Source organism: Microbacterium sp. NPDC087868 (assembly GCF_044900755.1).
Taxonomy (GTDB): Bacteria; Actinomycetota; Actinomycetes; order Actinomycetales; family Microbacteriaceae; genus Microbacterium; species Microbacterium galbinum.
This window is the reverse complement of the sequence record NZ_JBJDNO010000009.1, coordinates 1-24,486: the sequence shown is the minus strand read 5'-3', so window position 1 is coordinate 24,486 and position 24,486 is coordinate 1. Positions and strand designations below refer to the sequence as shown.

At 62.6% G+C, this 24,486-nt stretch carries 27 protein-coding genes; 8 read left to right on the top strand and 19 right to left on the bottom strand.

The genetic code is table 11. The features are described 5' to 3' along the window. Positions 1-222: 222 nt before the first annotated feature. The 5 genes from rlmN to ACI2JZ_RS17965 form a co-directional block, all read right to left on the bottom strand. Positions 223-1,434 (bottom strand): 23S rRNA (adenine(2503)-C(2))-methyltransferase RlmN, encoded by a 1,212-nt coding sequence (gene rlmN, locus ACI2JZ_RS17985; RefSeq protein WP_166650787.1) that lies wholly within the window; start codon positions 1,432-1,434, stop codon positions 223-225. A 198-nt stretch (positions 1,435-1,632) separates the two neighbouring features. Beyond that, on the bottom strand, positions 1,633-2,229 hold the full coding sequence (locus tag ACI2JZ_RS17980; RefSeq protein WP_332489082.1) for a hypothetical protein: 597 nt from the start codon (positions 2,227-2,229) through the stop codon (positions 1,633-1,635). A gap of 245 nt (positions 2,230-2,474) precedes the next feature. After that, positions 2,475-3,608, bottom strand: coding sequence for an FAD-dependent oxidoreductase (locus ACI2JZ_RS17975; protein ID WP_404598800.1), 1,134 nt, complete (start codon positions 3,606-3,608; stop codon positions 2,475-2,477). Then, positions 3,601-4,314 (bottom strand): methyltransferase domain-containing protein, encoded by a 714-nt coding sequence (locus ACI2JZ_RS17970; protein ID WP_404598799.1) that lies wholly within the window; start codon positions 4,312-4,314, stop codon positions 3,601-3,603. The genes ACI2JZ_RS17975 and ACI2JZ_RS17970 overlap by 8 nt, the downstream gene beginning before the upstream one ends. Continuing rightward, the gene (locus ACI2JZ_RS17965; protein WP_404598798.1) at positions 4,314-5,435 is read right to left on the bottom strand and encodes a type III polyketide synthase; all 1,122 of its coding nucleotides are present in this window, start codon (positions 5,433-5,435) and stop codon (positions 4,314-4,316) included. Before ACI2JZ_RS17965 ends, ACI2JZ_RS17970 begins: the two co-directional genes overlap by 1 nt. 167 nt (positions 5,436-5,602) lie before the next feature. On the opposite strand from ACI2JZ_RS17965, the gene ACI2JZ_RS17960 reads away from it, so the two are divergent. Further along, a complete protein-coding gene (locus ACI2JZ_RS17960; protein WP_332499259.1) occupies positions 5,603-6,268 on the top strand; it encodes a GntR family transcriptional regulator in 666 nt (221 codons plus the stop codon). A gap of 39 nt (positions 6,269-6,307) precedes the next feature. Here the strand turns inward: ACI2JZ_RS17960 and ACI2JZ_RS17955 are convergent, their stop codons facing one another. The 3 genes from ACI2JZ_RS17955 to ACI2JZ_RS17945 form a co-directional block, all read right to left on the bottom strand. After that, positions 6,308-6,970 carry a GPP34 family phosphoprotein gene (locus ACI2JZ_RS17955; RefSeq protein WP_332730845.1) on the bottom strand — a complete coding sequence of 221 codons (663 nt, stop codon included), beginning with the start codon at positions 6,968-6,970 and terminating at the stop codon, positions 6,308-6,310. Between the two features lie 69 nt (positions 6,971-7,039). Continuing rightward, positions 7,040-8,212 carry a hypothetical protein gene (locus ACI2JZ_RS17950; protein WP_404598795.1) on the bottom strand — a complete coding sequence of 391 codons (1,173 nt, stop codon included), beginning with the start codon at positions 8,210-8,212 and terminating at the stop codon, positions 7,040-7,042. Positions 8,213-8,281: 69 nt separating this feature from the next. Next, positions 8,282-9,019 carry a sulfite exporter TauE/SafE family protein gene (locus ACI2JZ_RS17945; RefSeq protein ID WP_332504475.1) on the bottom strand — a complete coding sequence of 246 codons (738 nt, stop codon included), beginning with the start codon at positions 9,017-9,019 and terminating at the stop codon, positions 8,282-8,284. A 56-nt stretch (positions 9,020-9,075) separates the two neighbouring features. Between ACI2JZ_RS17945 and ACI2JZ_RS17940 the strand changes: the two genes are divergently transcribed. Further along, entirely contained in the window at positions 9,076-10,308 is a 1,233-nt protein-coding gene (locus tag ACI2JZ_RS17940) for an FAD-dependent oxidoreductase (protein ID WP_404598793.1), read from the top strand. A gap of 4 nt (positions 10,309-10,312) precedes the next feature. Here the strand turns inward: ACI2JZ_RS17940 and ACI2JZ_RS17935 are convergent, their stop codons facing one another. Together ACI2JZ_RS17935 and ACI2JZ_RS17930 are read right to left on the bottom strand one after the other, a co-directional pair. After that, positions 10,313-11,344 carry an agmatine/peptidylarginine deiminase gene (locus ACI2JZ_RS17935; RefSeq protein ID WP_404598791.1) on the bottom strand — a complete coding sequence of 344 codons (1,032 nt, stop codon included), beginning with the start codon at positions 11,342-11,344 and terminating at the stop codon, positions 10,313-10,315. Beyond that, positions 11,337-12,314: a nitrilase-related carbon-nitrogen hydrolase gene (locus tag ACI2JZ_RS17930; RefSeq protein ID WP_404598789.1), complete on the bottom strand. Its 978-nt coding sequence runs from the start codon at positions 12,312-12,314 to the stop codon at positions 11,337-11,339. The genes ACI2JZ_RS17935 and ACI2JZ_RS17930 overlap by 8 nt, the downstream gene beginning before the upstream one ends. Before the next feature lie 83 nt (positions 12,315-12,397). Here ACI2JZ_RS17930 and ACI2JZ_RS17925 point away from each other — a divergent pair, with 83 nt between their 5' ends. Next, a complete protein-coding gene (locus ACI2JZ_RS17925; RefSeq protein WP_404598788.1) occupies positions 12,398-13,060 on the top strand; it encodes a TetR/AcrR family transcriptional regulator in 663 nt (220 codons plus the stop codon). Here the strand turns inward: ACI2JZ_RS17925 and ACI2JZ_RS17920 are convergent. The 7 genes from ACI2JZ_RS17920 to glsA form a co-directional block, all read right to left on the bottom strand. Next, positions 13,057-14,187, bottom strand: a complete 1,131-nt coding sequence (locus tag ACI2JZ_RS17920) for a signal peptidase I (RefSeq protein WP_404598785.1) — start codon at positions 14,185-14,187, stop codon at positions 13,057-13,059. The two genes, ACI2JZ_RS17925 and ACI2JZ_RS17920, sit on opposite strands and share 4 nt — an antisense overlap. A gap of 1 nt (position 14,188) precedes the next feature. Then, positions 14,189-14,764: a hypothetical protein gene (locus tag ACI2JZ_RS17915; protein ID WP_332489202.1), complete on the bottom strand. Its 576-nt coding sequence runs from the start codon at positions 14,762-14,764 to the stop codon at positions 14,189-14,191. Further along, positions 14,761-15,447 (bottom strand): hypothetical protein, encoded by a 687-nt coding sequence (locus tag ACI2JZ_RS17910; protein WP_404598782.1) that lies wholly within the window; start codon positions 15,445-15,447, stop codon positions 14,761-14,763. The genes ACI2JZ_RS17915 and ACI2JZ_RS17910 overlap by 4 nt, the downstream gene beginning before the upstream one ends. Next, positions 15,444-16,013 carry a signal peptidase I gene (locus tag ACI2JZ_RS17905; RefSeq protein ID WP_133834148.1) on the bottom strand — a complete coding sequence of 190 codons (570 nt, stop codon included), beginning with the start codon at positions 16,011-16,013 and terminating at the stop codon, positions 15,444-15,446. Before ACI2JZ_RS17905 ends, ACI2JZ_RS17910 begins: the two co-directional genes overlap by 4 nt. Then, positions 16,010-16,585, bottom strand: a complete 576-nt coding sequence (locus tag ACI2JZ_RS17900; RefSeq protein ID WP_404598780.1) for a hypothetical protein — start codon at positions 16,583-16,585, stop codon at positions 16,010-16,012. The genes ACI2JZ_RS17905 and ACI2JZ_RS17900 overlap by 4 nt, the downstream gene beginning before the upstream one ends. A gap of 25 nt (positions 16,586-16,610) precedes the next feature. After that, positions 16,611-17,165: an alternate-type signal peptide domain-containing protein gene (locus tag ACI2JZ_RS17895; protein ID WP_332489206.1), complete on the bottom strand. Its 555-nt coding sequence runs from the start codon at positions 17,163-17,165 to the stop codon at positions 16,611-16,613. 338 nt (positions 17,166-17,503) lie between these two features. Next, entirely contained in the window at positions 17,504-18,532 is a 1,029-nt protein-coding gene (gene glsA, locus ACI2JZ_RS17890) for a glutaminase A (RefSeq protein WP_404598779.1), read from the bottom strand. Positions 18,533-18,775: 243 nt separating this feature from the next. Here glsA and ACI2JZ_RS17885 point away from each other — a divergent pair, with 243 nt between their 5' ends. Together ACI2JZ_RS17885 and ACI2JZ_RS17880 are read left to right on the top strand one after the other, a co-directional pair. Further along, positions 18,776-19,198, top strand: a complete 423-nt coding sequence (locus ACI2JZ_RS17885; RefSeq protein ID WP_105656140.1) for an acyl-CoA thioesterase — start codon at positions 18,776-18,778, stop codon at positions 19,196-19,198. Between the two features lie 198 nt (positions 19,199-19,396). Beyond that, the gene (locus ACI2JZ_RS17880) at positions 19,397-19,819 is read left to right on the top strand and encodes a VOC family protein (protein ID WP_404598778.1); all 423 of its coding nucleotides are present in this window, start codon (positions 19,397-19,399) and stop codon (positions 19,817-19,819) included. Between the two features lie 12 nt (positions 19,820-19,831). Here the strand turns inward: ACI2JZ_RS17880 and ACI2JZ_RS17875 are convergent, their stop codons facing one another. Together ACI2JZ_RS17875 and ACI2JZ_RS17870 are read right to left on the bottom strand one after the other, a co-directional pair. Further along, complete coding sequence (locus ACI2JZ_RS17875) at positions 19,832-20,671, bottom strand: SGNH/GDSL hydrolase family protein (RefSeq protein ID WP_404598777.1); 840 nt, start codon at positions 20,669-20,671, stop codon at positions 19,832-19,834. A 71-nt stretch (positions 20,672-20,742) separates the two neighbouring features. Further along, a complete protein-coding gene (locus ACI2JZ_RS17870) occupies positions 20,743-21,351 on the bottom strand; it encodes a GNAT family N-acetyltransferase (RefSeq protein WP_404598776.1) in 609 nt (202 codons plus the stop codon). Positions 21,352-21,539: 188 nt separating this feature from the next. Here ACI2JZ_RS17870 and ACI2JZ_RS17865 point away from each other — a divergent pair, with 188 nt between their 5' ends. Genes ACI2JZ_RS17865 through ACI2JZ_RS17855 form a run of 3 tightly spaced genes read left to right on the top strand, consistent with a single transcriptional unit; the run spans position 21,540 to position 24,306 of the window. Next, positions 21,540-22,769, top strand: a complete 1,230-nt coding sequence (locus tag ACI2JZ_RS17865) for a sensor histidine kinase (RefSeq protein WP_404598774.1) — start codon at positions 21,540-21,542, stop codon at positions 22,767-22,769. Continuing rightward, entirely contained in the window at positions 22,757-23,446 is a 690-nt protein-coding gene (locus ACI2JZ_RS17860; protein ID WP_105656125.1) for a response regulator transcription factor, read from the top strand. Before ACI2JZ_RS17865 ends, ACI2JZ_RS17860 begins: the two co-directional genes overlap by 13 nt. Next, positions 23,443-24,306, top strand: a complete 864-nt coding sequence (locus ACI2JZ_RS17855; RefSeq protein ID WP_404598773.1) for a hypothetical protein — start codon at positions 23,443-23,445, stop codon at positions 24,304-24,306. Before ACI2JZ_RS17860 ends, ACI2JZ_RS17855 begins: the two co-directional genes overlap by 4 nt. Positions 24,307-24,486 lie beyond the last annotated feature (180 nt).

The window sequence follows — 24,486 nt, the reverse complement described above, 5'->3', positions numbered from 1 at the left end:
AGCTCGGCGGTGCGGTCGCTGATTCCGGCTGCGCGGTAGGACTTGGCGACATCTTTGGAAAATCTGCCAATCGAGTTCCATAGCTCTGGATTGGTCTTATCAAGGAAAAGCGGGTCTGAAACGGCCATATCAGAACCATACATGCAGTCGTAGCTCTCCTGCACGAAGAGGGCTCGTTAACGCATCGTGGAGACCAGCGAAAGCTGGTCTCCACGGTAAATGCTACTTGTCGCCGTCGGCTGCGAGCTGGCCGCAGGCGCCGTCGATTTCCTTGCCTCGGGTATCACGCAGCGTGGTTGGCACGCCGAGCTCATCGAGGCGGCGAACGAACTTGGATGTGATATCCGGTTCGCTGCGGGTCCAAATGGAGCCCGGCACCGGGTTCAGCGGAATCGGGTTCACGTGCACCCAGCCGCGGCCGCGCGCGTTCAGCTTCTTGGCCAGCATTTCTGCACGCCATTCGTGGTCGTTCATGTCCTTGATCAGCGCGTACTCGATGGAGACACGGCGACCGGTCTTCACGTAGTAGTCGTACGCGGCATCCAGTGCCTCGTCGACCTTCCAGCGCGAGTTGACCGGGATCAGCTCGTCGCGCAGCTCGTCATCCGGCGCATGCAGCGACAGCGCGAAGGTGACCTGGACATTCTCCTCGGTCAGCTTGCGGATCGCCGGAACCAGGCCAACGGTGGAGACGGTGATGCCGCGGGCGGCCATGCCCAAGCCCTCAGGGGCATCGGCGACCATGCGGTGCACGGCGTTCATCACGCGCTTGTAGTTGGCCAGCGGCTCGCCCATGCCCATGAACACGATGTTGCCCACGCGCTCCTCGGGGTGCTGGCGTCCGCCCAGTCCGCCTTCGGCGATCACGCGGTTGGCCTGGACGATCTGGTCCAGGATTTCAGCGGTGGACATGTTGCGGGTCAAGCCCGCCTGGCCGGTGGCGCAGAACGGGCAGTTCATGCCACAGCCGCACTGCGAGGAAATGCACAGGGTGATGCGGCCCGGATAGCGCATCAGCACGGACTCGACCAGCGAGCCGTCGAACAGGCGCCAGAGGAACTTGATGGTCTTGCCATCATCGGTTTCCAGGCGCTTGACCTCGGTGAGCAGCTTCGGGAACATGGCCTCGGCCAGTTCCGCACGGCGCTCCTTGGGAAGATCGCTCATCTTCTCCGGGTCGGTGGTGTAGTGCTGGAAGTAGTGCACGGAGAGCTGCTTGGCGCGGAAGGCCGGCAGTCCCAGTTCCTTCAGCTTGGCCTGGCGCTCGGCCAGGGACAGGTCAGCCAGGTGCGTTGGCGGCTGGGAGACACGGCGCTTGGTGGCGAACTGCAGCTCTGGACGACCATCGGCACCCATCTCCTGCTTCCAGCCTTCGGCGGTTGGAACGACCTGGGCGCGGCCTTCGGCTTCGGCTCGGGACTTGGAGATGCGCATCTGCTGGGCGCGCTGGGCCGCGGCCTGCTCATTGCGCAGTGCCTTGCGTTCTTCGGCGGAAAGTGGGGTGGAATCGATGGAAGTCATTGCTACCTATTGTTTCATGTATCCGCGAGTATTTGGCGGTGAGTTTGGGCACGCAAAAACAGTGCCGCACCGCCAATCTACCGGCGGCGCGGCACTGCTGCATTCGGGTGTTCAGTACTTGAAGGATTCCTTCAGGTGGCCGAGGTTGCCCACGGCACCGGCAAGGTCCATGTCCCCCAGATGCCCGCTGGTGGCAGAGGCCGGTCGGTCTTTGCTCCAGTGCCGGAATCCATCTTGATGCTCGCGGGTAACCACCGCATCACCGGTGCCGGCCATGACCGCCTCCAGCTGGAAGGTTTCGCCCCAGAGGGGCTCGCCATGGTCGGTTTCACCCAGGTAAACCCTGACTTCTCCGCTGACCGAGCCGTTGGCGAGCTGCTTGTCGATGTGCACTTCCAGCGCATCGCCGTACATTCCCACAGCGCCCAGCGTCTCGCAACCGCTGTCCGGATCCCATGACGGCATTTCTCCTGCCGGGCAGTCGAAGTTCACCACTGTCGCATCCCCTGAGCCGGTTGTGCGTGCGAAGAAGCTGATCAGGTGCGAGTTGCCGGCAAAACCGTCGAGGGTTCCGACATGGGCTACCTCGCCCATGAGCCAGGTGGTGTCGGTCTTTTCCGGGGGTGCCGCCGAAGCGGGGACAAGCGCGTTCAGCGCCAAAATCGCGGTGCCTGCGGCGCACAGCCCTGCACCAGTCTTCTTCTTCATGATGATGGGTCCTTTCCGCTTCGCATGCCTCGATGCACGCGCAAGTGATGCCGTCCAGTGTGCGACCACCACTCCGGTTAATTCAATAGATAGACATAAGAGTTATCCGGACGCAATGCACGCTGGCCGGCAGCGGGTCTGGCCGTGCTGTTGCGCTCCGGCCCTCATATGCACTCTCACCGCATCTGGGCGCCATCCGGATAGATGCTCCGTTCGCAACCAGTCATCGAAACGTTGCCCTTTCGTCACGCAACGGGAACCGAACGCTGCCCGGGACCGGTCATCGTGAAGTCTCGCGCCACCTTCCCCTGCAACCAGGCACTGGAAGCCAGCCGGGACATCGCCGAATCCCGCAGCGGGACAGCCCAGCGCGGCAGGGCACGGCCCAACAGCATGTTCACCTGCGCACGCCGGGCCGCACTGCGCGCTGCCCCGAGCCGGCGATCATCCAGTGCTCCCATGGGCGCCCTGGCAGCAATGAGGTGCGCCACCGCCTGCGCATCAGCCAGCCCCAAGCTCAGCCCCTGCCCGCCGATCGGGCTGATCTGGTGGGCCGCATCGCCCAGCAGCACCACGCGCCCATGGACCATCGAGGGCACCATCCGGGTGGCAGTGCCGAAGTTGCTGGTCATCGTGCAGGCCTCGGCGTCAAGAAGGTATCCGGTGCGATCCAAGATGGCCTCGGCAAGCATGCCCGGCGAATCATCGACCTGGGTTTGCTCGATGCGCACCACCCAGCGCCGCCGTGCAGCCGGCAGCGGGAAGGACTCGACAATCCCCTGCTGATGCAGGAAAAGCGCCGCAGTGTGCGCCAGCCCAGTGGTCTCCGGGAAGTCCCCCATCAGGTAGCGGTCGCGATGTTCCCTTCCGGCAAAGCCCACGCCGAGATCCCTGCGGACCGCGGAGCGGACCCCGTCAGCTCCGGCCAGCCACCGGGCCCGGTGCGCCACGCCGCCAGCGGCAAATTCCACGGCTTGCTCCGATTGCCCAAGTACCTGCTCGAAAGCGCAGTCCATCATCAATGACCCCGGTGCCAGCTGCTCCAAGCGCTCGCGCAGCAATTGCTCGGTGTCCTGCTGCGGCAAGGACAGCACATAGGGATACTGGCCGCCAATAGTGGAGAAATCCATCGAAGCGATACTCCGCCCGCGCGAGATCCCCAGTCCGCCGCGGATCTGCACGCCGCCGCGCTGCACCGCCGGTCCCACGCCGAGCCGCGCCAGGACCTCTTGCGCTGGAGGATGCAGGCCGATCGCGCGCGAGTGGGCTACCGGTGCGCCGCGCTGCTCGAAAACCCGAACGGCATGCCCGCTTTGGGCGAGCTCTATGGCCAGCGCCAGGCCCACCGGCCCGGCGCCGATGATCGCGGCGTCATCCATGGCCGCCAGCTTCCCAGAGCAGCAGGTTGCGGTAGGGCCGCTGCGTGCGCACCTCCCAACCAGGGCGGAGCAATGGCCCCAGTTCCCCCGGCACGAAGCTGCGCCGAATGGAGGTCAGGCCATCGCGCCGGATCAGCGAACTGCCTGCCAGCGGCAGAGTCGCCAGCCCGAACAGGCCCAGCGCCACCGGGGAACGCCGGATATCGCTGTGCAACCCGATCCCGGTGCACAATTGCTCGGTCTCGTCCTGCAACTGGCGCAGCTGGTCCGTACCCAGATGGTGCAGCAGGTGGTTGGAGAGCACCAGGTCGAACTGCTCGCCGTCGGCCGCTAGCCGGGTGCTGGTTGTTTCCCGGAATTCGAGCACCCCGCGCGGCAACTTGCAGCGTTGCAGCGCTTGCCGGGCGTAGGAGATGGCCCGGGGATCCGGGTCGATGCCGCACACTGCTACCTCGAACCCGTCGGCGAGCGCCCAGCGCGCCAGATTCGCCGCGATGTCTCCTCCCCCGCAGCCCACGTCCAGAATCCTGGCCCGGACCCGGCGCGCCAGCAACGGGCGGATGCACTGCACGTAATTGCCCCGCCAGCCGGCTACTACCCGGTTGACCAGAGGGAACTGGGCGTAGGTGCGGCGCAGCAGCACCGGGTCGCAATCCGGGCGGTCCATTTCCTCGATGGCTTCCGCTGCCCGGGCCAGCCGGAGCATTATCCTTGCCGGCATATGGTGAACAGCCCGGATTCCACCGTCAGCCCCGGACCGAATGCCATGGAGCAGACCCTTTCGCCCTCGTCCGTAGCGGCCGCTTCCAGGATTTCCTTGAGCACGAATAGCACCGTGGCGCTGGACATGTTCCCGTAGCGATCCAGGATCGCGCGGGCTGGCACCAGCTGCTGGTCATCCAGGCCCAGCCGGTTTTGCACCCGGTCCAGGATGGCCCGGCCCCCGGGATGCAGACCCCAGTGCCTAATCCGGTCCACGGAGAGTTCCGGGTCGGCATCCTTGACCAAGAGCGGCTGCAGCGCCCCGGTGATGTGCTCGTCGATGATGTGCGGAACGTAGGTGCCCAGCACCATCTCGAATCCGTGGTCGCCGATATTCCAGGCCATGGCCTCCTCGCCCACCGGGGTGAGCACGGTTTCGAAGCCGTCCATTTCCAGCAGCCCGCTGCCCTGCGCCGAGACGATCACCGCAGCGGCCCCGTCGGCGAAGATGGCCGAGCCCATGATGGTGTCCGGGTCATTGGAGCTGTGCACATGCAAGGTGCACAGCTCGGCGCAGACCACCAGCACGGTGGCTTGCGGATCGGCCAGGCAGAAGTCGCGGGCCGCGCGCAGGGCTGGGAACGCCGCGTAGCATCCCATGAAACCAAGGTGGTGGCGCACCGTGCTCGGTGCCAGCCCCAGTGCCCGTACGATCTGGTAGTCCGGGCCCGGGTTGTAGAACCCGGTGCAGGAGACGGTAATGACGTGGGTGATATCTTCCGGGGCAAGGTCCGGGCACGCATCCAGTGCTTTTTTCGCGGCGTTCGTGAACAGCATGCTGGCCTGCTTCGCATAGATGCCGTTGCGTTCGGCGGTGCTCGGGGAGAGCAGCCGGCCTTCAACCCGGTCGTAGAACAGCGGAGTTTCGGGTTCGGGCAGGGAGAGGTCGAATTCGTCGACGCAGCTGTACCTGGTGCTGATCGCGGCGGAGTTGAATGAGGTGGCGATGAGCCGTTCACCCAGCCGGCTCAGGTTCGGCTGGCTGGCGAAGACATCGCGGATCTCTTCCTGGGCCAGGGTCGTCGCGGGAACTGCGGTTTGGATCGTGCGGATCTTCACTGACATGACCCGAGCCTAGGACCGATGCGGCGGAAGGTAAACAGCTTTGGCGAATTACCAGCAATAGCCCGGGTATTCTGTTCCGCCGTGCGCGTGGATTATCTATCCCCTGCGAAGAATATGATTATTGTTATTAACATCAGATTCAATCGATCACGCATGAAGAGGTCAGCTTGGCAAAGGCATCAGTTCATTCCCTGGAGGGTATCCGCCGAACCATCCTTGATGGCTTCTGGTCCCCCGGTGACCGCCTTCAGCCGACCACTTTGGCAGAACAGTTCGAGACCAGCACCACCGTGATCCGCGAATCGCTGACACGGCTAGCGGGGGAAAACCTGGTGGTCATCCGCCCAAACCGCGGTTTCTTCGTGCCGGATCTGAACCTGCGCGAACTGGCGGATATCACCGAACTGCGGTGTTCCACCGAGGCACTGGCCGCCCGCTTGGCGGTGGAGCGCGGAGATGTCGCGTGGGAATCGAACTTGATCGCAGCCCACCACAAGCTTTCGCGCACTCCGCGGCGTTTGCCGGAGGAACCTGGCACCGTCAACCCCGCATGGTCCGAGGCGCACCGCGAATTCCACCATGCACTGCTGGTACCGTGCGATTGCCAGCCGATGCTCAAGCTCTCTGCCGACCTTTCGAACTTCACCGAGCTGTACCGTCGCTGGGCTGCCCCGTCGAAGGCCGCAGGCAAGCGCAACGTTGAGAAGGAGCACCAGGAAATCCTGGATGCCGCCTTGGATCGCGATGCAGCCCTCCTCGGTGAACTGCTCAATAGCCATTACCGCTCCACTATCCAGGTGGTCATGGATGCGGGATTGAGCACCCTGCGCTGAATCATCGCGCAGTAGTCTTTCCTTGCGAGCGCCGTCCAGCTATTTCTTTCCGGGCGCGGGCGGAATGACGCGCTGGGTAACGATGGCGGCGTTCATCGCTGCCACTGCCCGTTGCGCCGAGTCGGCTGCCGGTGAATCCTGCGCGAGTTCCGCAATCCGGGACTGCGCCTGGCTTCCCGTCATGGGTGCGAGCTCTTCTTCCAGCACATCGTTCACCAGGCCTATCGCCTGCAAGATCGCGAGCACGGTGGTGTCGCTGGTTCCCGGGATCTTCTGCCCGTGCAGGGCGCCCTGCAAATCGGTCCGGATCTGGCGCTGGATCTGCTGGTTGATGATGCGGACCCGCTGCTTGCCCAAGCCCAGCAGTGTGCGTTCACCGTATTCGATAATCCCGCCCTTGGCCAAGGAATCGGTCAGCGAGCGGGCCTCGCACAAGGAATTGATCTTCACCGCTTCGTCGAGGCTCAGATTGCCTCTCTTTTCCAGCTTTTCCAATGGCGCGGCGAGAACTGGATCCGGGCAAGGGCCGGCACCGATGAGTTGGATCTGCCGCTGCTGATCCTCGCTCAGCGCCACACGCCCAGCGATCATCAAGTCGGTGATGATGGCAGCATTCATGCCGTATCCCGTAGCTGATACAACTGTCTCCGGCTTTTCGGAGTCATCGGCCATTAGCAAGTAGAGCTTTTCTGCAATCAACATATTTTCAGGCTACCGGCCCGCAGAGGCGAAATTCTTCAGCCTTCCGACGGATATTCAAGCTCGGCCGCCCTAGGCCGCGGACTTCTTCGCCTTGGCAACTTCGGAAGGCGAATGGGTGGTGCGGGGTTCGGAACGGTCCTGGGTCATCGCCGACGTCGTGCGGATGAATACCGAGATCCAGCTGAACATGATGGCCACGACCGAAAGCTCGAAACCGGTCAGGTTGTAGTACGACCATTCGGTCCACAGCTGGAAGGCCGCCCAGATCGCGCCAATGGCTGCGTAGGAGAGCATATGGAACACCGCAGGGTAGCCAGGCAGCAGCACGATGGTGCCCAGCAGCAAGAAGATCATGGCTGCCGAGACCAACTGCACGAAGGCCGAATGCACTTCCATCGACAGATCGAAGGGGACCAGGCCAATGCCGATAATGCCGACCGAGACAATCAGCAGGCACCAGCGCACGAGCCGCGGCCGGGGACGCACCATTCGTGCAATCCTGTACCTTTCCAGCGCCGGGCGGCAACGGTAGGACTGGGCCAGGCGGACCAGGTCGCGGGTCAGGAATTCGGTGAAGGCCGCCAGCACCAAGCCGGAAATCACCAGCGTGAGGTTGAAGGTCCAGAACGAGCCCATGCCGGCCTGCGTGGTTCCCAGCGAAGAGAACATGCTCTGCCACCAGCCCTGGTCTTCGGCCAGCAGCATGCTGATCAGCACCCCGGCGCTCATGAAGATGCCCAGCACCACGGAAAGTGATTCCGCGTTGATGCGCGCGGTTGCTTCCAGGGACAGGTAGGCGGAGATGCCCGTGGCGACGCTGACTGCCAGCGCGCCTGCAAGCACATCCAAATGCAGCCCGTAGAAGGCCTGCTGGAACAAATGGAAGACCACCAGCAGGATCATGACAGAACTGGCTACGTGCACCAATACGAGACCCAGGGCCGTGACGATTTGGCGCCATTTGGGAATCTTCTTCAACCACGGTTCCCGTGCCCTCAGCATCGAACGGAAAGCATAGGCGCTGCTGGTTCCGGCCGAGACAGCACCGCAAACGGCGGAGACAACGCCCACGGACAGATCGCCAAAGAGCGGCGGACGTTCGCCGGCGAAGATAATGAGCCCCACAACCAACCCGAATAGGGAACAGAACAGGCCGGCCCACAGGGCACGGCGCTCAATGTCTAGCTCGCTGACTCGTTTGCTGAGAGTTACATCGGGATATTGGGAATGCACGGAGTACATTCTCTCATTTTCATTGAAAAACGTGTACCGCCCGCGGCGCCGCCGCACACCGCGCAGCAGCGCACTGCGCTAGTTGGAGGCCAAGTCGACCAAGCCGCTGGCCATCAGGCTCACGGCACCGCCGAAGGCAATCAGTATCACGAATGCGCGACTGAACTTTTGCGGAATCCTCGGAGCCAGGTAATTGCCCAGCAAGATGCCCAGCACCATCGCGCCAAGGCAGGCACCCCACTGCTGCCAATCCAGTTGAGGCATGCCGCCCTTGGCGGCCAGGGACGTCAGCGACAGCACCAGGAAGTAGAGCTGCACGGAGATGGCGAACTGCGCCTGCGGCCAGCGGCTGGCCACAGCGTATCCCGCGATAGCCGGGCCGGAGACACCGGCGGTCACCGACATGAATCCGGAAACTGCCCCGGCGCCGATGGCCAATCCCTTGCTTTGGGCCATCGCTAGATTTCGAATCATGAAACTCGAAACCAGTGCCAGGATCACCATGAACGATATGCCGATGGAAAGCCATGGACCCTCCAGCGAGTTCGCCAGCCAAGCTCCGGGAACGGTCATGAGCATGGCCGGTATGAGCATGAAGGCGACCTTCCGGTACTCGACCTGACGGAAGACCTGCGCAAAGATCAGCAAACTGCTGCAGGCGCCGAGCAGGTTGACCAGCATGACCCCCTCATGGGGTCCCAAGACCATGACCAGGAAGGGCGAGGAGACCAGCGCGAACCCCATTCCGGAGATTCGTTGCGTGGAGGCGCCCACGAAAACCGCAGCTGCCAAGCCGATTACCGCCGCTAGTTGCACGCTTTGCTCCACGCTGCTTCCGCTTTCCCGATCGCCATCCTCTATTACGTTAGTCCATGGCCAATGAGTCAATTGAATGGAGCCCGCTTCAGTTGGAGTTTTACGCTGTAGAGGTGAGCAATGATGTAGATTTCCTGATTATCGGCGGCGGCGCGATGGGCTCGGCGGCCGCGTGGTCCCTGGCCTCTGCGGGGCACGAGGTCCTGCTGCTGGAACGCTTTGCCCCGGGCCATTTAGAGGGCGCCTCGCACGGAGCAACCCGCAACTTCAATCCTGCCTACACCGAACCGGAGTATCTTCGCCTGCTGCAGCGTTCCGACGCTTTGTGGGATTCGCTTTCCGAGCAAGCCGGCACCCGGCTGCTGGAGCGCACCGGATTGGTCAATCACGGAATCGTTGCCGAACAACGGGGAATGCACCAGGTCCTCGCCCACGCAGGATTCGGCAGCGAGCTGCTGAGCATCGCTGCGGCAGAAGAGCGTTTCGCGGGAATGAAGTTCGAGACCGAAGTCCTGCATATCCCCGCCGGCGGCCAGATCAATGCCGATCTTGCGGTGGCTTCGCTGCAGAAGCTGGCCGTAGCGCACGGAGCTGCCGTGGAATACGGGCACCGGGTGACCGCTCTGCAGGTGCTTGCCGATGACCGTGTCGAGGTGCAAGTCCAGCACCAGGGCACCATGTCGGCTATCCGGGCTCGCCATGCCATCGTCACCGCGGGGGCTTGGACCGCGCAGCTGCTGGGCGATGCGTTCAAGCTTCCTGCCATCCACGTCACCGAAGAGCACCCGGTGCATTTCGCGCAGAAGGACCTGCCGGCGCACTGGCCGGGGTTCAACCACACCCTGGATCCGGCACGGGATATCGGATCACGCGTCTTCGGGCCCATCTACGGCATGCGCACCCCGGGGGAAGGCATCAAGGTGGGCTGGCATGGTTCCGGACGGATCATCGATCCGGAGCGCCGGCCGCACCAGGCCAGCGACGAGCAGCTGCGCGGGCTGCAGGACTACGCGGCACGCTGGCTTCCGGGAGCGGATCCATCGCGCTACGAAACGGTGTCCTGCACCTACGCCAACACCGCAGACGAGCACTTCATCCTCGATTCGCTGGGGCCGGTCACCGTCGGCGCGGGATTCAGCGGCCACGGCTTCAAATTCGTGCCCGCCATCGGCGAATACCTGGCCGACCTGGCCCTGGGCCGGCGCGCGGCCGAACCCCTGTTCTCCGCGACCCGCACGGCGGGGAAACCGGTCTTCCTGGAACGCCGCCGTGCGGTCGGCCTGGGCTAGGGGCCTATCCCCGTTCCGTGGCGGGCAGCTGCTGGGTGATGCAGTGGATGCCGCCGCCGCGGGCGAACAGCTCGCGCGCATCCACGCTGGCCACTTCCCGTCCGGGATAGGCCGCAGCTAGGATGCTCGCGGCCTGGTGGTCGTTGGGATCATCGAAGCTGCAGGCGATGACCCCGCCGTTGGTCACCAGGTGGTTGATATAGGAATAGTCCACCCAGCCCTCGGCATCGCGCAGCACCGTCGGTGCCGGCACGGCAATGAGCTCCAGCACCCGTCCCTGCGCGTCGGTTGATTGCTCAAGCCGTTCGCGCACCGCCTGCGAAATCGCGTAGTCCGGGTGCCGAGGATCCTGCTGGTCGTGGTAGAGCACCACGCCGGGCCGGGCGAAGCAGGCGACGATGTCCACGTGGCCGCGCGTGCCGAATTCCTCGTTGTCCCGGCTCAGCCCGCGATCGAGCCAAATGGTCTTCCGGGTTCCGAGCAGCCGGGCGAACTCGTCCTCGATGTCCTTCTCGGTCTGGCCCGGGTTGCGCCCCGGATCCAGCTGGACGCTGCGCGTGGCCAGCACCGTTCCCTCGCCGTCCACGTGGATCCCGCCGCCCTCATTGGTGATCGACGCCCGGATCTCCTCTGCCCCGGCAAGGCGCGCGACATGGCCCGCCACCAGTCGGTCCTTGTCCCAGGATGCCCAGCTCTGCGCGCCCCAGCCGTTGAAGTTCCAGTTCACCGCCTTGAGCTGGCCTTGTGCGGTGCGTACGAAGCTCGGGCCGGAATCGCGCATCCAGGCATCGTCCAGCGGGTGCAGGCAGTAGGCGACCGCATCGCCCAGATGGCGCCGGGCTGCGGCTTCGCTGGCCGGGTCCACCACCATCGTGACCGGGGTGAAAGCGCTGACCGCCCGGGCCACGGCGCTCCAGGCGGCGCGGGCCGCTTCGGCCTGCGCTTCGGTTTCTCCCAGCGTGTAGCCGCCGGAGGGAAATGCCATGAAGATGCGCTCATGGGCTTCGGTTTCTGCCGGCATGCGCAACTCAGGCATGGGTCTGCGTCCGTTCTCCCAGCTGGGCGTTTTCGCGCGGCGCCGCCAGCGCCGCGTAGGTATCGGGACGGCGGGTGCGCAGGAACGGGAAGAGCTCCAGCCAGTCGCGCCGGGCGTCCAGGTCCAAGGTGGCCACGAGCACCGCTGAGGCATCGCGCGGGGCGCGGGCCAGGATGCGGCCGTAGGGGTCCGAGATGAATGACGAACCGTAGAAGTCCAGTGCTCCCTCGTCGCCCCACCGGTTGGGGACAACCATGAACAGCCCGTTGGCAATGCCGTTGCCGATGATGGTCTGGCGCCACAGCGGCTCGGTGTCGAAGTCCGGGTGGTCCGGCTCGGAACCGATTGCTGTGGGATAGGCCAGCAGGTCCGCTCCGGCCAGCGAATAGATGCGCGGCGGCTCGCTGAACCATTCATCCCAGCAGGTGGGCAGGCCCATGGCCAGGTCCCCGAGCGCCGCGATGCGGTGCACCGGATAGGGTTCGTCATTGGGCCCTTCGCGGAAGTACTTGTCCTCGTAGTAGCCTGCGGTCCGCGGAATATGCAGCTTGTTGGTCAGCGCGACGATCCGGCCCTGCGGGGAAAGAACCACTGCGGTGTTCAATCCCAACCCGTCGGCGGCCGGAGCCTTGCGGAACAGCGAGATGTGCACGTGCAGGTTGTACTTCGCGGTCATCTCGCGGGCGAAGGCCACGGTCGGCCCGTTCTCCAGATCCTCGGCGGTCTCGTCCGCGGCGTCGGCGTCCGGGATCTCGAAGGCCGGATATTTGCCCAGGGTCAATTCCGGGAGGAAGACGATGCGCGCGCCATGCTTGGCCGCGCGGGCAATGCCGTCCTCCAGTTCCCCGCGCAGTTCCCGCGGGTCTTCGCGCCAGCGGTGCTGCACCAGCGCAATGGTGATCTCGCCGCGCGACTTGGCTTCGGCACGCGCTGGGGAAACGGGTGGCTCAAGGGCCAGGATCTCTTGCATTGGGCTCCCCTTCGGATATTAAACGAATGGTATTCGTTTACAGATTAGGTCCAGCGACGGCCTCGGCGCAAGAGATTTAACGAATGATTTTCGTTTATTTGTGTAAGCTCTACCCAGAACCTTCAACAACGGGAGAATTCATGGCCAGGCCTTCCAAGCCGAAGCTCAGCACCACCGCGATCGCCGATGCCGCACTCAAGCTCGTTGACGCCCATGGCGAGTTCACGCTTCCGCAATTGGCCAAGGCCCTGTCGGTCTCCGCTTCGTCCCTGTACAACCACGTGTCCGGCAAGGATGAGATCATCGAGCTGATGAGAGGCCGGGCCATGTCGGCGATCAGCCTGCCAGATAACGCTTCCAGCGACTGGCAGGATATCGTACGGCAAATTGCCACGTCCTACTGGGAGTCGTATTCAAGGCACCCACGGCTGATCCCGCTGCTCACCAGCCACACAGTCCGCGACAGCACCACGCTGCGCGTCTACGATGCACTGGCCGAGGCCTTCGCTATGGCCGGGTTCGAACCGAAGCGGCGGCTGCAGGCCATCACGATCGTCGACTCCTTTGTGCTCGGGTCCGCCTTGGACGCTGCGGCACCTGAGAATGTATGGGAAATCGACGGAGAGTCGACACGCGCTTTCAGCGAGTCACTGGCCACTGCCCTGGGCGACGAGGACTGGGCGTCAAATACCTTTGCGGTGGGCCTTGATCTGATCATCAATGGTCTATATTCGCTGCCAGACTAGTGCGGTTGGCAGGTTAAACGCTTGTTGCTGCCCAGAAGTCCAGCGCTGCCATGAATTTGAGTAAAGCTCACCGGGGCTGAACTCCATGATCCGTAATTCGCCCTGATCGCCACCGTGAATTTTCTGTCGAAGCCTACGAGCAAATCCAGCAGGGCACCCAGTAGACCCTGGCTCGAAGACAGGGATGTCGTGTAGCTTCGCGTGTTGCCAGCAAGCGACTCTGTCTTTACCGTCGAGCTGCCATTGAGTTGTCCGGTGATGGTATAGGACGTTGGTTCTGGTCCGGAAACTGACCAATCGAATCGGATGGTTTGCTGGTCCCCGACATTGCCTGTGCATTTAGCGTTGGCTGGGGGCAGAGCCGTGAGCGCAGTAGCCGTGGCGGAAGCCGCCGCTTGGCTGGAGAAAGCTGCCTGGGTTTGTTCGATTTGAATCGGCAAAAGGCACAACGTGAGTATTGAAAACATGCCAGCCATCTGAATCAGGGTCCGTCGCCGAGATCGTTGCGACATGGATTCCCGCCCAGCTCCGGATACCCGAAATTCAGTGGCTTGATGCTCGCGACCGGCAAAAGGGCCTGGGTCCATTTCGGCCTCATTCATGCCCTGTCCTGATGAAAGTCGGCCGCTTCCACCATCCCTCTTGATGAACGCGACATAGAGCAGGTAGGCGCACAGCAGTCCGCCGAGAAAATAGGCCCATGGCTGGGACAGCCACGATACGACGTAGCCCAGGACCGGTACACTGGCCAGCAGCTTGTCGACGCTGTCCACCGCATACGGTTGCAGGTCCGCGACGGGATTGGCATCACCCTTGAGGATCAGCCCCGCGTCCGTCTTTTCGACAACCCGGTGCGTCACCCGCACTTCGTCACTGATCACCACCGAAACCACGTCGCCCACGGCGACGTCCTCTACCGCGGTCGGAACAGCCAGCCCCAGGGAACCGGTGGGGATGCCCGGTCCCATTGATCCCGAGGCGAAAACCAGGGGCTTGATCCCGAAAGCCAACGCCAGCACCGCCATGACCAGGCACAGGGTCCCGGCCGCGGCGCAGGCGTTCAGCACGAGGCGCTGGAACAGCGTCAGCGAAGATCCTGTGCGGGATCCAGTTCGATTCAACTTCATCTCATGAACCCACCGTCGAGGTGAAGTCCAGGGTGATTGCCGTCGTGGCGCCCTGCAGGGTATTGGCCGCGGTTACTGGCAGCGAGTACTGCACGCACAGGGTTTCGCTGCTGCCGGCGGCCAAGGGCCTGGCGGCCGAGGCACTGCCGAACTGGGATCCAGCGTTCTTCGACAGCAGCGTGGTTCCGCCCGAGCAAGTAACGCTGGAGCCGGTGCCGCTGACCGTGGCGCCTGTTTTTACAACGATATTGAGTGCCGCCCCCAGCGCAGCGTTGCCCGATTCGGTGATTCTTCCGCCGAAAACATAGGGCGCCGAGATGGAACCGGTGTTCTTCACTGTCACGACGGATGCCGATGTCGAGCCCGGAAACAGGTTATTGCCGCTGATGGGCATCTGGTAGCTGGCCGAGGTTGCGCTGGTCGCAGTAGCTCCAACTCCCAGGGCAACGGTGGCCGTGCTGACGTTCGAGGTAGCTGTCGCTTGTCCGGTCCATGAGGCCAGCGTCGAGACGGTGCCGAATCCTACGAGGATGCCCAAGGACAGAATTGCCTTGATGCGCATTGAACGGTCGCTCATTCTTCCACTCCGTCCGTTTCAAGTTCCTTTTGTTTCCTGCGTTGCGCAGCAAGCAACGATAATCCCCCGATACCCGCGATGCCTGCCGCCGCAAGCAGCGCCGCACCGCGGAACCCGGTATCTCCGAGCCCATCATGCCGCTCGGGAGGATCCGATTGGGGCAGCTCTTCCCTCGGCGCATCGCTGTCGGGCGAATCCCCTTCGTCAGGCGGCCGCGAAGAATCCGGAGCTTGCCCAACTCCGCCTGCTAATTCGACGGCGTCGATGCGCACCTGCAACGAAGGCACCTGCTGGTCCTCCGACTCATTTTTCGCCGACCAGGGCAGTCCGACCCTCAGTCCGAATTCCGCGGCTTTGTCAGGTTCCAACCGGACTACCGAGGCTCCGGCTGTTTCGAAATAGATCCGGGTTGACGCAGCGGGCTCGATCGTCCGGATGCGGACTTCGATATCCGACTCCCGGTCATTGCGAATCCACAAGGATCCTGTGGATTCAACGCCAGGCGCCAAGACCGGACCTCCTCCAAATACCTGCGGTGGGGCATCGGAATAGACCCGGCCGTCCAAGCTGTAGCTTAGGCCCTGGTCAGTTTCCGCGGCTGATGCGGGCAGTGCCAGGCCGAGTGCCGCGCAGGGAATCACGGCCGTCATGGCCGCGCTGGCTGCAAGAAAACGGAGCTTCATCGCTGCCCTTTCCCCTGCCGTTCACGCCATGCCCCGCCGAACATCACCAGCGAATACACGATCAATCCGCTCGCTGCGATCCAGGTCAGCCACGTTCTCTGCTGGAGTGACAGAGCGCTGTTCACGTATCCCAGGAGCGGGACGGAATACCAGAGCTTGCCCCGGATCTGTTCGGGTTGCACCGGCTCGTCATCGGTATTGTTTGCATCCCCGCGGAAAATGAATTGTTCTTCCCCGCCCAGGCTCGCGCCGATAGCGGAAACACGGTGCGTAACGACTTCAGGCTCACCTGATTCCAGCTGGTAGGTGGCAACCTCGCCAATGCGAAGGTGCTCCGGGTCAATCGGCTTCACCACCACCAAAGTACCGGGCGGCAAATGCGGCCGCATGGATCCGGTGAGCACGGTATACGCCGTCGCCCCGCCCAATTTCGGAACCACGATCATGACGGCAATCAGGGCAAGGACGATGAACAGCACGAGCCAGGAAAGCACCTGACCGCACCACCACCGGATCCCTGTGCGTTCCTGCTGTTCCCTGCGCCGGACGCGATTCCCAATTGTCATCGTTGCTGCCCCGCGAACCCCAGCTTGAGCGCTACTTTCCCGCCGGAAGCCGTTTGAGGTGCCCCGGAGGGAACCGAAACACGAATGCACAAGGCCTCATTCGCCATCGCCGGCGCTGCGCGCAGCACCCTGGCAGCTGCGAAGGAGGCGGTGGATCCCAGCGGCCCGGCATACAGCCGTTCCCCGGCCAACGGCTGGTCGGCTTCGCAGGCCTCTTGGTCCATGCCGGAATAGATGCTCAGTTGCAAAACGCTGGACAGGGCACGATCAGCGGCAGTCGGTGAAGCGGTCGCATTGACCGCCCCATCCAGCTGATAGGTCAAGTCCACAGTGCCAGCATTGCTGATCACCAGTGGTGCTTGCGTAAACGCCCCGGGGATCAGCTCACTGCCGGACAGCTTCGCGAACTGGTGCTCGGTTTCGCCACCGGCCAGCAATGCCAGCGAACCGGTTTTCAAGGCTGGCGGATCCACCGTGCTTTCGGCGCGCCAAGTTGCGGCCGTGCCTTGCGCGCTGATACCCAGCAGCAAGAGCACAACCGCGACTATGGCGAACTTCAAGGGTTTGGGCATGCACCAGCCAATCCACGTTCCATGACTAAGCGCGGACTTGGTCCAAGGTCAGCGTCAGCGCTTCAAGATCCAGCGGCTGGTCGTAGGTCGACGGCGGGGTGTCCCCTACCGCTCCTTCGGCAAAGGTGACGGTGATCAGGAATGGAACTGAATAGGTGCCCGGATCGGCAAAGCTCAGTGTGCCGTCAGCTTCCTCCGTAATCCCCGGCGCCGATGCGTCGACCTGCAGAGCGACGGTCACGTATCCTTCCAACGCTCCCAGCGCCGTAGCCGCCTGGTCGACGCTCAGCGATCCAGCAATGTTCTTGCCTTCGGCATCGATGGTGGCGGTCTGGCTGAACGCAACAACGTCCCCGGGAACGAGCTGCTGGGTTGCCGGGTCGAACGGCTCGGGCGCTTCCGGATTGCTGATGTCCTGCCAGCTGCCCTCCCCGTTGGTCGTCAAGTTCAGGTGGCCGGTTTCCACGGTGCCCGCGTCAATAGTCTGCTGCGCCTGCCAGCGCGCGATCGTTCCAGCGCCGCCGAGCAACAGCGCTCCGGCTGCAACAGCAGCAATGGTTGCCTTGGTTACTTTCTTCATGAATTACGCATCCTCAAAGTTTCAGGTGCCCCCAGTGACACACACTTTAAGTAAAGCTTGTTTAGTAGGTTTTACAACCCCCGGACGTCACATGTCGCTGCCGCCGGCCTGCACCGCTAAAGGAAACAAGACAACCGCCGTGAAAACGTATTCTCATGCCATCGAAAATTCTTGCTAACCAGCAGCTGACCAGTTCCTTTGCGCGAGGATTTCAACTCTCGAAACGATCCGGCACCGAATGGCGAAAGATGGACGGCAAAGGCCATCCACCTGTCCATAAAAGTTTAGCTAGTTAGCGAATCAATCCGCCTTTTGGATAATGCGTGAAACGCCCGGGATCAGCTTTTCCGATCTGGCGCCGACGCAAACAGATTCAGGCCCATGGCACGCGAAAGCTGCCCGATGGCCAGCTGCGCGCGCACCGAGTTCCCGGCCATATCCAAGGGCGGCGAGAACGCGCCAATGGCACCCTTGCCCGGAGCTACCGCGACTATACCGCCAGAAACCCCGGACTTCGCCGGGATCCCGATCTCGAACAGCCACTCGCCAGAACGCTCGTACAAGCCGTTGGAGGCCACGGTCGCCAGGGTATCGCGGCAAACGTCTGCATCGACGACGCGCTTTCCGGTCACTGGGTTCACTCCGCCATCGGCCAGCGTCGCGCCCATGACGGCAAGATCATGCGCGCTGATATTCAGCGAGCACTGCTTGGTGTACACATCAACGGCATCCGCAGGTTCGTTCTCCAGCCGCCCGTAGCTCTTGAGCAAATGACCCAGGGCCTTGTTGCGCTCGTTGGCCAGCGATTCGGAGTGGTAGACCTCGTCATCCAGGCTCAGCGCCCGGCCAGCAAAGGCGGAGAGCCCTTCCCGGACGTTCTCCCACTTCTTGGCAGCGGTCTTGCCGGGCATCATTGCTGTCGTGGCGATGGCGCCGGCATTGACCATGGGGTTCATCGGCAAGCCGTTGTTCAATTCCACGGCCATCACAGAGTTGAAGGACATGCCCGTATTGTTCACGCCGATGCGTTCGCGAACGACCTCGCGCCCGTGCTCCTGCACCACTAGCGCGTAGACGAACATCTTGGAGATCGACTGGATCGAGAACAGGTGATCGCAATCGCCAACCATGTGGACAGAGCCGCCGACGTGGGACATGGCGATGCCAAAGAGATTGGGGTCCGCTTGGCCCAGGATCGGAATGTAGTGGGCAAGGAGCCCGTCGTCTGCATCCGCGTATCGCTCATGGGCTTCCTTGAGCAGGGAATCGATGCGATCATGTTCCAGCTCACCGGTAGAAACTTGCTGAACGACGTCGTCGAAATCGGTGGGAATAGTTTCGTTATTCCCTTCCGAAGGATAGGTCATCTTCACCTGCCTTTTAGTCCTGGGTCCGTTGATTCATGCTGCTTGATTTGACCTTATCAACAGCATTGCCGCTTAGCACCTTGGATACAGCCATCAACAGGCAGGAAGCATTGGGCCAGTTCTCCCGGCACCCGCCCCAATCACGCGTCCACTTGGTATTCAATGCATGAATCGATGTGTTTTCCCCTACATTGTGGAGCACCTTACAGCGCAATGCACCCGATCTGACTTAGCATTTTGTGTATGGCTAAGGGTATTACTTTTCATACGCGCAAGTGGGTTCGCCCAGAAGACTTGAACGCAAACGGCACGCTGTTCGGCGGCAGCCTGCTGCGCTGGATCGACGAAGAAGCTGCGATCTACTCGATCATCCAGCTGGGCAACAAGCACGTTGTCACCAAGTTCATGTCCGAGATCAACTTCATCGCCTCCGCAAAGGAAGGCGACCTGATCGAGATGGGCCTGACGGCTATCGACTTCGGCCGGACTTCGGTCACCCTGCGCGCAGAGGTACGCAACATCTTCACCCAGGAATCGATCCTGACCATCGAGAAGATCGTCTTCGTGAACATCGGCGAAGACGGCAAGCCGGCACCGCACGGCTACGACCACATCACCTACACCCGCGATCGCATCCCGCTGGAAATCACCAAGGCACTGATCTAGTCCCCGTTTGAATGCCCGAAGCCCTCAAGAATTCATGGGTTTGGTTCAAGGCCCCGCACGGCCGCGCTTAACTGCGTGCCCTAGCGGGGCCTTGTTTCATTTCAAGGTTAATCCCGCATAGCTCTTGCGCTCGGTTCATGCGTCCAGCAAAGTTGTTTTTGCACTGAGGAATTCCCCCGACGCAGAAGCGAGAAACCCATGGGCCAGATGATTTTCGTCAACCTACCGACCGCCGATCTAGCCAGAGCCGACAAGTTCTACGAGGCCATGGGCTTCACCAAGAACACGACGTTCTCCGATGAAAATGCCACCTCATGGATCATCGCCGAGAATATTCTCGTGATGGTGCTGCGCCAGGAGTTCTTCGCAAGCTTCCTGGTCAACGGCGATAAGCCGGCGCTCGGAAGCGGCCTGCGCGAAACCCTCAATGCCCTGTCGGCAGAAACCCGCGAATGCGTCGACGACTTCGTCGCACGGGCCGAGGCCGGTGGCGGCAGCATCTACCGCCCGGCAGATGAGCCATTCCCGGGCATGTACCAGGCAGCCGTCCAGGACCCGGATGGCCACGTCTGGGAAATCGCGTGGATGAGTCCAGAAGCAATGGAAAACCCAGGCAGCTAGGCAGCTAGGCTGCTAGCCGACCTCGGAATTCCGCAGGTGCCGCAGCTCTTCTGCTTTGCGGCGCTTGCGGAACTGCTTCTTCATCCCCTTGGCCGGATGCATCGGCTCCGGCCAGCGGGGACGCAACTGGTCCCCCAGGGTAATGCCGCGCATGCGCCGCCCGAACATCGGCAGCACCCACTGCCTCAACCATTCCACGTCGCGCTGCGTGGCCTGCCAGAATCCGACCCGGTCCGCGGCGCCAAAAGGATCGAAAACCAGCTGGTGCGGATACCCGAGGATCTCCAGGATCCTGATGGCCATGTAGCGATGGCCGGCACGATTCATGTGCAGCTTGTCGATATCCCACATGCGCTTATCCCGGTAGGCCTCCCAATTCCAGTAGTCAACGAGCACTACTGAGTCCGGATAGCGTTCAGCGAGCCGGCGCACGTGGTCATTGAAGCGCCAGTTGCGCCGCTTGAACGGGGCGAGCACCGGGTGCACGGGGATATCGAACCCGGTGAACAGCAGGACCTTGGCACCCGTGGATGCCAGGGCTTCGACGGCTTGCGAGTATCGGGCAAGGAATTCCTTCATGTCCTTGCGGAATTCCAGGATGTCGTTGCCGCCGGCATAAAAGGTGATCACCTCCGGCCTGAGTTCCAGGGCTACGGGGATCTGCTCGTCGATAATCGACTGGAGCCGTCGACTGCGTATACCCAGGTTCACGTACTGCCACTCGGGATCCGCTTTGGATAACTGCTTGGCCACGCGATCGGCCCATCCGCGTACACCGTTGGGCAGCCTGGGTTCCCAGTCCCCCACACCTTCGGTAAAGGAATCCCCGATCGCCATAAACAGCCGTCCCATGTTACCGACGCTAGAAGCCGAAAGTGCATGGCATGAAGCTTGCGGTTGAATTTCTGGTAAACCCTGGCGGTTCAGAAAACCATGCGCATGATCAGCCGGGGCATCCTGCTGGCCTGGGCGTCGCTGACCCCGACGACCTCGAACCCGGCCTGCTCGAACATCTTCCTGGTTCCGACGAAGGCCATGGTCAGGTCCATCCGCCCTGCCGGATCCACGGGGTAGGCTTCGACCGCTGGCGCCCCGAGGTCTCGCGCATACTGCACTGCGCCTTGGACCATTTCCCGATTCACGCCCCGGCGGCGGTAGCCGCTGCGCACCACCATGCAGGTGATGCTCCAAGCCTCCAGATCATCCACGGACCTGATGAGCTTGGACTTTTCCAGCAGTGGGATCCTCGATCGCGGAGCGATGCTGCACCAGCCCACCGGTTCCCCTGCGCGATAAGCGATCACTCCCGGGGCAATCGGCTCGGTGCTCAGTGAGCGCATGGCGGCGAACCGGTCCCCTGCGCCTCGTTCCCTGATCTCGGCGGCACCGATCCGGTGCGACAAGCACCAGCAATGCTTCTGCCTCCGGCTCGGATTCACTACCGTCGCGAAGTCGTCCATGCGTTCTTCGGCCAGCGGCCTGATCTCGATGGGCGCTGTTCCTGCCGCCTGCGGATCCTGGTTCGTGTCCATCTGTCCATCCTGCGCTCCGAAAAGCCAAAAGGGCACCCTGGGAGGCAAATTCTTCGGGTTTTCCATAATGAAGAACTCCGGCTCCCTCGGTGTTGGCGCTGACCTGCGCGCTCTAGTGTTGAGGTATGACTTCGACACCTAAGGTTCTACCGGGCACCGCACCTGCCCGTCCCCCACTGAGATTGGGCATGACGCTGCTGCATATGGCATTGTTCGGGTCTGCCGGCCTGATCCTGCTTTCGCTGCTGCTGGCCTGGCTCTCGCTAGGCGTCGCGCTGACCCCGATCCTCGGTTTGGGCCTGGTCGTCTTGGCCGGATTGGTCTATGCGCTCTTCGGCCTGGCCCGCTTCGAGCTGACTCGAATCAGCAACCTCTACGACACGGACGTCGCTCCGCTGACCTGGCGGCCACGCCGCCGTGAAGGCTTTGGCGAATACGTCCGTTCGCTCGGACGCAATGTGTCCAACGGACGCATGTGGGCGCTGCTGGGAAGCTTGCTCTTCTCCTGCCTGGCCGGCTCGCTGATGCTCACTGCCCTGCAAATGGCTGTGCGTTCGTCCATCGTTGCCTTCGCCCCGGTCTTGCAGGCAGATAGTGCCGACCCGCTGGGAACCGTTCCCGGGCTGTGGGGCTTCCAGACTCCAGTAAGCCAGGCACCTTGGCTGGTGCTGGCGGCGCTGCTGGGAATAGCAGTGGTTATCGGCTTGGTTTTCTTGCACCGGATGGTCACCGTGGGAATCGTCGGTTCTATTGCCCGCGAGAGTGCACTGGTCGAACGCGTGCGCACCACCGCGGTGCAGCGTGAAGGAGCGGTGCGCGCCGCAGAGGTGGAGCGCACCCGCATCGAACGCGACCTGCACGATGGGGTCCAGCCCCGGCTGGTCTCCGTGGCCATGACCTTGGGGCTTGCGCACCAGCAGATCGACAGCGATCCGCGCCAGGCCAAGGAACTGGTGGCCGAGGCCCATGCTTCAACCAAGTCCGCGATTACCGAACTGCGCCAGCTCACCCGCGGAATCTACGCGTCGGTACTCGATGACCGCGGACTGGATGCGGCGCTCTCGGCTATCGCAGGCCGCTCGCATATCCCGGTGGGCCTGGATATCCAGCTCAATGGGCGCTATCCGCGCGTGGCCGAAGCGGCGGTGTACTTCGCCATTGCCGAGGCGCTGACCAATGCTGCCAAGCATTCGCGGGCCCAGCGCTGCCAGATCACCGTGAGGGTCCGGGAGCATGAGGGCCAGCAAAGCCTGTGGGCCCGCATCGAGGACAACGGCACCGGCGGGGCGCTCATCACCCCCGGCGGCGGCCTGGATGGAATCAATAATCGGGTGCTCGCCGCCGGCGGCACCTTCAACCTGGACAGCCCCCAGGGCGGGTCAACTGCAGTGGAGGTGAACGTGCCATGCGCGTACTGATTTGCGAGGATTCGGTCCTTCTGCGTGAAGGGCTGGTCAGGTTGCTGGCCCACAGCGGCCACCATGTTGTCGCGGATTTGCCCGAAACCAGCGGGCTGATGGATTTCCTGGACAACTCGTCCGCCGATGATTTCCCGCAGGTCTGCATCCTGGATGTCCGCCTCCCGCCGACCTACACGGATGAAGGCATCCGTGCGGCGCTGGAACTGCGCAAGAAGTATCCAGACCTGCCGGTGCTGGTGCTCTCTCAGTACGTCGAGGAGCGCTACGCCTCGGAACTGATTTCCACCCAGTCCGGAGCGATCGGCTACCTGCTCAAGGACCGCGTTGCGGATGTCAGCGAGTTCATTGCCTCGCTGGAGCAGATTGCAGGTGGTGGAACCGTCTTGGACCAGGAAGTGGTGGCACAGCTGTTGACTCGACGCAATCACGATGACCGCATGCAGAAGCTGACCGACCGGGAACGCACAGTCCTGGCCGCACTGGCCGAAGGAAAATCCAACCAGGCGATCGCCGCGCTGCTCTTCCTCTCGGAGGCCAGCGTAGAAAAGTACATCACTTCCATCTTCCAGAAACTCGGCTTGGAAGCCGACGGAACGGGCAACCGGCGCGTGCTGGCAGCCCTGGCTCATATTGAAACCCTGGGCACCAACCGCACAGACAGGACAGGATCATGACTACCACGCAAACCATGCCGCTACCGCCAAACCCACCGGCGCCACCCAACAACGGCAAGCCGCTGAATATCATCCTCGCGGTGCTCGGCGGGCTGGTCATTCTCACCTTGGTCATCGCCACGGCACGCAGCGCCTTTGCCTCGGTCTCCCGGGAGCATTCGGTCCACGAAACAGAGGTCTCCGGGGTGACCGCCTTGGAAGTTTCGGCGAGCTCGGGACGCTTCGATCTGCTCTTTGCGGACACCGACAAGGCAACACTTGAAGTCAAAAGCGCCAAGGCCGCGAGCTGGAAGCTGCATCGGGAGCGCAATCGGCTCATCGTCGAAGCCCCGAATGCCTGGGACAACTTCTGCTTCTTCGGCTGCGGATTCGACGACAACGAGGCAACGCTGGTGCTTCCGCAATCCATGGACAACGGAACGCTGGATGCGGACTTCGAGCTGTCCGCCGGATCCTTCAACGCAGTCGGCGCCTACAAGGACCTGGTGGTTGAAGTCGGTGCCGGGGAGCTGAACCTCACCGGCAGCGCGCACACCGCCGATATCGACTTGGGCGCAGGGGAAGCAACGGTGCGCCTGGACAATGTCCGAAGCGCCCGGTTTGATATCTCGGCCGGCGAACTCATTGGCGAACTCTCGGGCACGGCGCCCAAGAGCATCGAGGGCAGTGTCAGCGCCGGCTCGCTGGAGCTGGAACTGCCCGAGGCCACCTACGACCTGCGGCAGAATACGGCCGCCGGATCCGTCGAGAACCTGCTCGCCACCGATCCGAACTCCCCTAACAAGATCACGATCGATGTCTCCGCAGGCAGTGCCACCTTGCATCCAGCAGGCACCGCCCAGGAATCGGTTGGCCGCTAGACCCGGTTCCCACGAAAAAGGCAAAGCGTCCCTTCCCGGATCAGTAGTGATCCGGGAAGGGACGCTTTGGCGCTTGTGGCTAGGACCTAGACCCTATGAGTAAGAGGTTTTTCGCCAGGCCTCTTGCGGATCAGGGCCTCACGGTGCAGATTCGTGGATCATCCCCGAGAACGGCTCGGG

Bases quoted from the DNA above. Each gene is read 5' to 3' on its own strand.
- rlmN (WP_166650787.1), bottom strand. From the start codon at position 1,434: ATGCGCATCTCCAAGTCCCGAGCCGAAGCCGAAGGCCGCGCCCAGGTC.
- ACI2JZ_RS17980 (WP_332489082.1), bottom strand. From the start codon at position 2,229: ATGAAGAAGAAGACTGGTGCAGGGCTGTGCGCCGCAGGCACCGCGATT.
- ACI2JZ_RS17975 (WP_404598800.1), bottom strand. From the start codon at position 3,608: ATGGATGACGCCGCGATCATCGGCGCCGGGCCGGTGGGCCTGGCGCTG.
- ACI2JZ_RS17970 (WP_404598799.1), bottom strand. From the start codon at position 4,314: ATGCTCCGGCTGGCCCGGGCAGCGGAAGCCATCGAGGAAATGGACCGC.
- ACI2JZ_RS17965 (WP_404598798.1), bottom strand. From the start codon at position 5,435: ATGTCAGTGAAGATCCGCACGATCCAAACCGCAGTTCCCGCGACGACC.
- ACI2JZ_RS17955 (WP_332730845.1), bottom strand. From the start codon at position 6,970: ATGTTGATTGCAGAAAAGCTCTACTTGCTAATGGCCGATGACTCCGAA.
- ACI2JZ_RS17950 (WP_404598795.1), bottom strand. From the start codon at position 8,212: ATGTACTCCGTGCATTCCCAATATCCCGATGTAACTCTCAGCAAACGA.
- ACI2JZ_RS17940 (WP_404598793.1), top strand. From the start codon at position 9,076: ATGGCCAATGAGTCAATTGAATGGAGCCCGCTTCAGTTGGAGTTTTAC.
- ACI2JZ_RS17935 (WP_404598791.1), bottom strand. From the start codon at position 11,344: ATGCCTGAGTTGCGCATGCCGGCAGAAACCGAAGCCCATGAGCGCATC.
- ACI2JZ_RS17930 (WP_404598789.1), bottom strand. From the start codon at position 12,314: ATGCAAGAGATCCTGGCCCTTGAGCCACCCGTTTCCCCAGCGCGTGCC.
- ACI2JZ_RS17925 (WP_404598788.1), top strand. From the start codon at position 12,398: ATGATTTTCGTTTATTTGTGTAAGCTCTACCCAGAACCTTCAACAACG.
- ACI2JZ_RS17920 (WP_404598785.1), bottom strand. From the start codon at position 14,187: ATGAAGTTGAATCGAACTGGATCCCGCACAGGATCTTCGCTGACGCTG.
- ACI2JZ_RS17915 (WP_332489202.1), bottom strand. From the start codon at position 14,764: ATGAGCGACCGTTCAATGCGCATCAAGGCAATTCTGTCCTTGGGCATC.
- ACI2JZ_RS17910 (WP_404598782.1), bottom strand. From the start codon at position 15,447: ATGAAGCTCCGTTTTCTTGCAGCCAGCGCGGCCATGACGGCCGTGATT.
- ACI2JZ_RS17905 (WP_133834148.1), bottom strand. From the start codon at position 16,013: ATGACAATTGGGAATCGCGTCCGGCGCAGGGAACAGCAGGAACGCACA.
- ACI2JZ_RS17900 (WP_404598780.1), bottom strand. From the start codon at position 16,585: ATGCCCAAACCCTTGAAGTTCGCCATAGTCGCGGTTGTGCTCTTGCTG.
- ACI2JZ_RS17895 (WP_332489206.1), bottom strand. From the start codon at position 17,165: ATGAAGAAAGTAACCAAGGCAACCATTGCTGCTGTTGCAGCCGGAGCG.
- glsA (WP_404598779.1), bottom strand. From the start codon at position 18,532: ATGACCTATCCTTCGGAAGGGAATAACGAAACTATTCCCACCGATTTC.
- ACI2JZ_RS17885 (WP_105656140.1), top strand. From the start codon at position 18,776: ATGGCTAAGGGTATTACTTTTCATACGCGCAAGTGGGTTCGCCCAGAA.
- ACI2JZ_RS17880 (WP_404598778.1), top strand. From the start codon at position 19,397: ATGGGCCAGATGATTTTCGTCAACCTACCGACCGCCGATCTAGCCAGA.
- ACI2JZ_RS17875 (WP_404598777.1), bottom strand. From the start codon at position 20,671: ATGGGACGGCTGTTTATGGCGATCGGGGATTCCTTTACCGAAGGTGTG.
- ACI2JZ_RS17870 (WP_404598776.1), bottom strand. From the start codon at position 21,351: ATGGACACGAACCAGGATCCGCAGGCGGCAGGAACAGCGCCCATCGAG.
- ACI2JZ_RS17865 (WP_404598774.1), top strand. From the start codon at position 21,540: ATGACGCTGCTGCATATGGCATTGTTCGGGTCTGCCGGCCTGATCCTG.
- ACI2JZ_RS17860 (WP_105656125.1), top strand. From the start codon at position 22,757: ATGCGCGTACTGATTTGCGAGGATTCGGTCCTTCTGCGTGAAGGGCTG.
- ACI2JZ_RS17855 (WP_404598773.1), top strand. From the start codon at position 23,443: ATGACTACCACGCAAACCATGCCGCTACCGCCAAACCCACCGGCGCCA.